Origin of the sequence: Streptomyces lycii (assembly GCF_009735685.1) — a bacterium.
Classification (GTDB): Bacteria; Actinomycetota; Actinomycetes; order Streptomycetales; family Streptomycetaceae; genus Streptomyces; species Streptomyces lycii.
Map to the genome: position 1 here is coordinate 52,447 of NZ_WHPN01000344.1, position 6,000 is coordinate 58,446.

Sequence of the window (6,000 nt, forward strand, 5' to 3'; positions counted from 1 at the left end):
CTCCTGACCCGGCTGCCGCGCCGCCGGCCGGCGCGCGGCAGCCGGCGCGGGCCGCGCGAAATCCGGCCGTCCGCGCTGTGTGCTAGACATGCCTCAACCAAAGGGGCTCATGTGCACCAGCTCAAACTCGGAGTTCTGTCGCAGTCCCGAAAAGAGAACGAATGGCGGCTGCCGATCCATCCGGCGCACGTCGACCGGATAGACGCCGACCTCAGGCAGCACATCTACCTGGAACACGGATACGGCGAGCGCTTCGGCGTCGGCGACGCCGAACTCGCCGCGTCCGTCGCCGGGCTCAGGTCCCGGGAGCAGCTCGTCGCCGAGTGCGACGTCATCCTGCTGGCCAAGCCGCTCGTCGAGGATCTCGCGGAATTCCGCGAAGGCCAGATCCTGTGGGGCTGGCCGCACTGCGTCCAGGACACGAAGCTCACCCAGACGGCTGTCGACCGGCGGCTGACCCTGATCGCCTTCGAGGCGATGAACCACTGGACGCCGGACGGCCGGTTCAATCTGCACGTCTTCCACAAGAACAACGAACTCGCCGGCTACAGCTCCGTCCTGCACGCCCTGCAGATCAACGGCTCCACCGGTGACTACGGGCGCCGGCTGCGCGCGGCCGTGCTCGGCTTCGGCGCGACGGCACGCGGGGCGGTGACGGCCCTGAACGCCCATGGCGTACACAATGTCGACATCCTCACCCAGCGGGGCGTCACCGCGGTCAGCTCGCCGATACATTCGGCGCGGATCGTACAGTTCGATCACGACAACGCCGACCCGCGCCGCAGCGAGGTCCTCATCGGGAACGAACGGCAGCCGCTGGCCGAGTTTCTCTCCGGCCACGACGTGATCGTCAACTGCGTGCTCCAGGACACCGACGCCCCGCTGACCTTCCTCGTGAACGAGGACCTGGGCGCCCTCGCTCCCGGAACGCTGATCGTCGACGTGTCCTGCGACGAGGGCATGGGCTTCAGCTGGGCGCGGCCCACCACGTTCACCGAACCGAGCTTCCTCGTCGGTGACAACGTGCGCTATTACGGCGTGGACCACAGCCCCTCCTATCTGTGGAACTCCGCCACCTGGGAGATCAGCGAGGCCCTGCTGCCGTATCTGCGCCCCGTGCTGCGCGGGCCGGAGGGCTGGGAGTCGAACCGGACCCTGAGAAGCGCCGTCGAGATCCGTGACGGTGTCATCCAGAACCCCGCCGTGCTGTCCTTCCAGGGCCGGTCCCCGGAGTATCCGCACGAGCCCGTCCCCGCCTGAGCGCGGGTGCCGGCCCGCCGGCCGAACGGAGCCTCCGTGCCGGTGCCCGCCTGAGCGCATGCGCCCGGCCGCTCAATCGAGTGCCCGCGCCCGTGCCGCGTGCCCGCCGGGGCGTGGCCGTCGCGTCCGGCGGCATCCCGGCATCCACGGGCATCCCGGCATCCACGGGCATCCCAGCGCCCACGGGACTCACACCCGCCGGTACAACCGGCACCCCGGCATGCCCGGCGCCCCGTACGACGAACGGTCGTGCGGGGCGCCGCCGCGTCGCGAGGTTTCCCGGCCCCGAGCGCCCGGAGGAGCTTCGGAGGGGCCCGGAGCCATTACCTCCTTTGGCATAGGTGATTCTTCCCAGCGACATGGCCGGGTGCCCGACCGATCCCTCCCCGCAGCAGACCTCGACCGTGTGGCCCAGCGCCTCACGGCGCTGCTGCCTGTGCTCGTGAGGGCCGTCGACCGGCGGCTGGCGACCGATTTCGCCCACCCCAGGCCCCCGGAGGGCCGGCTCGCCCTGCTGCGCCTGGTGGGGGAGCGGGACGGCATCACCGTCCGCGAAAGCGGCACAGACGCTGCTCATGAAGCCCGACAACGTCAGCGCGCTGGTGTCCGAACTGGTCGAACTGGTCCGGCAGAGCGAACTGCTCCGCCGGCAGGACAGCCGGGACAAGCGTGTCGCGCATCTGCACGTCACGGACGTCGCCCGGCAGCGGCTGGACGAGGCGCGCCGCCGCCCCCCGGGGACGCCACGGGGCTGGCGCGCCTCCGGCGGAACTGCCGGGGCCGGCCGGGGTGTGCGTCCCGGCCGGCCCCCGGCGTCGTGGTCCCGGCGTCGTGGTCTTCGTGTTGTCCCGCCGTTGTCCCACCGGCGCCTCGCTGTTGTCTCCCCGTTGTCTCACCGGCGACGGCGAGTCAGCCTCGGCAGGGCCGGGCGGCCGCCGGCGCCGGCGGACCGGACGGTGGATCAGAAGTCCGCCGCGCTGCCGCGCACGACGCAGGAGCGCTGGTTCTCCCAGCCCCAGCCGTCGCCGTCCGGGTCCGAGGCGCTGCCGTTCACGCAGTACGGGTAGCCGTTCGGGGCTGTCCCACCGTCGCTGCCCCCGTCGTCACCACCCCCGTCGTCACCGCCGCCGCTGTAGACAGCGGCCTCGCGGGAGGTGGACGCGACTCCGTTGCTGCCGTTGAAGAAGCGGTTGCCCCAACTGGTCAAGGAGTCCGGGTTGAAACCGCTGACCATGTCCAGGTATTCGACACCGCTGCCGTTGCCGCTCCAGGACCAGCCGATGTAGCCGATGCCCAGCGACTGGGCGGTCGCCATGATGGCGTTCTCGTCGGGGTTGCCGTCGCTGTGGTTGTCGCCGAACTCGCCGATGACGAGAGGCAGGCCGCTGTTCACGAAGTGGTTGAGGTACGACTGCACCTCGGACGCGGTGTCGTAGACGCCGTACATGTGGATCGAGAAGATCGTGTTGCGGTCGGGGTCGGAGGCGAACACCGACGCGGCGTTGTCGCGCATCGTGCCGGACCAGTCCTGCCCCCAGTTCGGCGCGTCGACCATCAGGGCGTGGTCGAAGCCCGCGTTCCGCATCTTCGCCACGGCGTTGGAGGTCGCCGATGTCCAGGCGCTGTAGTTGTTGTTGCCGTACGGCTCGTTGCCGATGTTGATGACGACGTAGTTCTCCTGGCCGTCGAGCGCGCTCTTGACGCCGGTCCAGTAGTTCACGGCCTGGTCGAGCGTGGCCGCGCCGCCCTCCTCGCCGTAGCCGGTGGTGTCGTGCACCTCCAGGACGCAGATCAGCCGGTTCTGCTTGCACCGGCCGACGATGTCCGAGACCTCGGAGGCGCTGGTCTGCGACCACCGCTGGCCGCTGGCGAGCACCACACGGACCGTGTTGGCGCCCTTGGCCTTGATGGCGGCGAGCGAGGAGGAGGTCTCGCCCGGGTACCAGGCGTGGGCCGCGTTGACGCCGCGCATGACGAAGTCGCTGCCGCCCGCCTCGACGACGCGGCCGTTGCTCACCTTGATCCCGGTCGCCGCCTCCGCGTCCGGCGCGGGGCCGGACACCGAGACCAGCAGCCCGAACACGGCGGTGGCCGCGGCCGTCAGAAAGGTGCGTCTCGAGCGTGGGTTCACTTCTGCTCCTCGGGAGGACGTGGGGTGACACGGGCGAGGTCTGTGCTGCTCTCCTGACAACGTTGTCGGATGGTGACAACGTTGTCGGGCTTTGTCGGGCCCTGCCCGTACGGGATGGGACTCGGTCGTTCCTGTGTGCTGACCGGCTCGCCGGTGATCTCGTCCGCCGTGCCCAGCGGCGGCGTCGCAGCGGTGCCGGGGAGTTCCCGGGGAGGAACCGCCGCACCCGTCGGCTCTTCCCGGCCCCTGGCGGTGATGGTGCCGTGCGGCGTCCGCTGCGCGGCTGCCGTGTTCCGCCTCCCACATGACGCCCGATTGTTCCCGCCATGTCAATAGCCGGTGACGGAGAGTTCTCCGTGCGCGCTCCCGTGCTCCGCGCTCCCGCACTCCCGTCCGCGGGCCCGCGCGGCGGGCGGCGGGCGGCGCGGCGGGGTGCCGCCCGCGGGGGCGGCCGCTCCGCCTTCCGGGAATTCCGTCCGTACCCGGTCCGCGACGGCGGACCTTGGCTAAACTGCGGCCCTTGACAGGGGCAGGGGCCCAGAGGTGCCGTGTTGGGGGTTGCGTGGTGGTCACCGGTCGTGTTGTGCGTTTCGACAGCGCGCGAGGCTATGGATTCATCGCTCCCGATCATGGTGGCGAGGATGTCTTTCTGCACGTCAACGACCTGTTGATACCCGAGCATCACGTACGCGCGGGACTGGCCGTGGAGTTCGAGATCGAGGAGGGCGAGCGCGGGCTGAAGGCGTCCTCGGTCCGGTTCGCGCCCGGCGCGGAAGCGCCTCGCGGAGGCCCGTCGTCGAGCCTGCCCGCGACAGTGGTGTCCTCGGCACCGGCCCTGCGGGCGGCCCCGGCCGGCGACATGATGTGCGATGTGCTCAGCGCCGACGAGTACACCCGCGACGTCACCGAACTGCTGCTGGACGCGGTCCCGTCGCTCACGGGTGACCAGATCCGGCTCGTCCGCTCCGCGATGCTGCAGTTCGCCAAGCGGCACGGCTGGACCGAGGGCTGACCGGAGCGGCGAGGGCTGATCGGGGCGTCGGGGGCTGACGAAGCGCCGGGGGCTGAGGCCGGGACGCCGAGGGGGTGCGTGAGGCCGGGCCGGTCAGCAGGCCGGCCGGCAGCCCGGATTCCGGTCCGGCGGCGGTCTTCCGCCGGTCACCGCGCCGCTGCCGGGCCGTACGTACGTCCCGCCGTCGCCAGGACGTATTGCGGCCGTCCCGGCGCCGCCGGAACGGTACGGCCCGCCGTGACCGGGCCGGCCGCTCGGCCCTCCCGGTCGGCGGTGGCCCGATTCCCGCCGGTCAGTTCCTCCCGCCGGAACCCGCGGCGGGAACGTGCCGCTGCCACCCGAACGGCGGGGGACCGCCCGGCGGCACCGGCGCCGTGTGGCCGTGTTCGGCCGCGAGGTCCTCGAACGAGGTGCCGTCGATCCTGCGGTCCAGGGTCTCGGTCATGTACGGGCACTCCTGCGCGGGATGGTCCGCGGGGCACCGCAGGGCGTGTCCCAGGAAGTGCTGCGCCGCCCGGGCCCGGGCGACGAGTTCGTCGAGCGCGTCCAGCTGTTCCCGTACGGCCGCACGCCACTGCTCGCCCGGGTCGTCGAGAACCGCGCCCGCGGCGTCCAGACTCATGCCGACCCGCTGCATCAGTTGCAGGAACACCAGGCGGCGCAGCTGCTCCCTGCCGTACATCCGGCGCCCGCCGCGCCGCTCGGCGGGCCGCACCAGCCCGCGTTCCTCGTAATAGCGCAGTGCCGACGCGTTGACCCCGGTGATCCGGGCGGCTTCGCCGATTCCCACGAGTTCCATGCGGGCCATTTGACTTCAAGCCGACTTGAACCACCAGCCTCTTCCGCATGGACACCACATCGCACGCGTGGGCCGTGGACCGGCCCGTCACCTCTGCCTTCGCCCACCCGTCCGGTCTGAAGGGGCGGCTCGCCGGGCGGTTCATGCTGCGGACGAACAACCAGTGGGGCGTCCTCGGCGTCCTCGGCGTCCGGCCGGGCGACCACGTGCTGGAAGTCGGCTACGGCCCCGGCGGACTCATGCGGCTGCTGGCGGACCGGACCGGGGCCGCGGTCGTCCGGGGCGTGGACCCCTCGCCCGAGATGCGCGCGCTGGCGAGCCGGGTCAACCGGGCCGCCGTCCGCGCGGGCCGGGTCGTGCCGAAGACCGGCACGGCACAGGACACCGGCCTGGACGACCGTGCCGTCGACCGGGTCGTATCGGTCAACAACGTGGCGATCTGGCCGGATCTGGAGGCCGGGATCGAGGAGTCGCGCCGGGTGCTGAGGCCCGGGGGAGTGCTGGTGGTCGCCTGGCACGGCGGTACGGATCCCGGGCGCGCCGCCGGCCGGCTGCGGCTGCCCGCCGACAAGCTCGACCGGATCGAGGAGGCTCTGGAGTCCCGCTTCCCCCGGGTGACGCGAGGGGCGCTCCGGGAGCTGGACGTCTTCCGGGCCGTGCGCTGAGCCCCGGCAGCTCGACGGGCGTGCGGCGGAACGGGCCGGGCTCCGGGCCTGTTGCGGTCGGGGTGCGTGGGGCACGTCCCGCGGGGCGGGGACCGGGCTCCGGGTCCGTTCCGGCGGGGGGTGCGGGCGCCTT

Annotated in this window: 5 protein-coding genes and 1 pseudogene; 4 read left to right on the forward strand and 2 right to left on the reverse strand. The window is 72.0% G+C overall.

What is annotated here, in order from left to right:
• Positions 1 to 111 precede the first annotated feature (111 nt).
• Both GCU69_RS22280 and GCU69_RS33965 read left to right on the forward strand, forming a co-directional pair.
• On the forward strand, positions 112 to 1,260 hold the full coding sequence (locus GCU69_RS22280; protein ID WP_098754279.1) for a N(5)-(carboxyethyl)ornithine synthase: 1,149 nt from the start codon (positions 112 to 114) through the stop codon (positions 1,258 to 1,260).
• A 367-nt stretch (positions 1,261 to 1,627) separates the two neighbouring features.
• Positions 1,628 to 1,985 (forward strand): annotated as a pseudogene (locus tag GCU69_RS33965) (MarR family transcriptional regulator); the annotation flags it as partial.
• Between the two features lie 236 nt (positions 1,986 to 2,221).
• On the opposite strand, the gene GCU69_RS22285 reads toward GCU69_RS33965, so the two are convergent.
• Positions 2,222 to 3,391, reverse strand: coding sequence for a cellulase family glycosylhydrolase (locus GCU69_RS22285; RefSeq protein ID WP_235978631.1), 1,170 nt, complete (start codon positions 3,389 to 3,391; stop codon positions 2,222 to 2,224).
• A 565-nt stretch (positions 3,392 to 3,956) separates the two neighbouring features.
• Between GCU69_RS22285 and GCU69_RS22290 the strand changes: the two genes are divergently transcribed.
• Positions 3,957 to 4,403, forward strand: coding sequence for a cold-shock protein (locus tag GCU69_RS22290; protein WP_098754285.1), 447 nt, complete (start codon positions 3,957 to 3,959; stop codon positions 4,401 to 4,403).
• A gap of 292 nt (positions 4,404 to 4,695) precedes the next feature.
• Here the strand turns inward: GCU69_RS22290 and GCU69_RS22295 are convergent, their stop codons facing one another.
• The gene (locus GCU69_RS22295) at positions 4,696 to 5,202 is read right to left on the reverse strand and encodes a MerR family transcriptional regulator (RefSeq protein ID WP_156206992.1); all 507 of its coding nucleotides are present in this window, start codon (positions 5,200 to 5,202) and stop codon (positions 4,696 to 4,698) included.
• A 47-nt stretch (positions 5,203 to 5,249) separates the two neighbouring features.
• On the opposite strand from GCU69_RS22295, the gene GCU69_RS22300 reads away from it, so the two are divergent.
• On the forward strand, positions 5,250 to 5,867 hold the full coding sequence (locus GCU69_RS22300; protein WP_156206993.1) for a class I SAM-dependent methyltransferase: 618 nt from the start codon (positions 5,250 to 5,252) through the stop codon (positions 5,865 to 5,867).
• Positions 5,868 to 6,000: the final 133 nt, after the last annotated feature.

Coding starts and splice junctions, on each gene's coding strand:
- GCU69_RS22295 (WP_156206992.1), bottom strand. CDS start 5,202: ATGGAACTCGTGGGAATCGGCGAAGCCGCCCGGATCACCGGGGTCAAC.
- GCU69_RS22300 (WP_156206993.1), top strand. CDS start 5,250: ATGGACACCACATCGCACGCGTGGGCCGTGGACCGGCCCGTCACCTCT.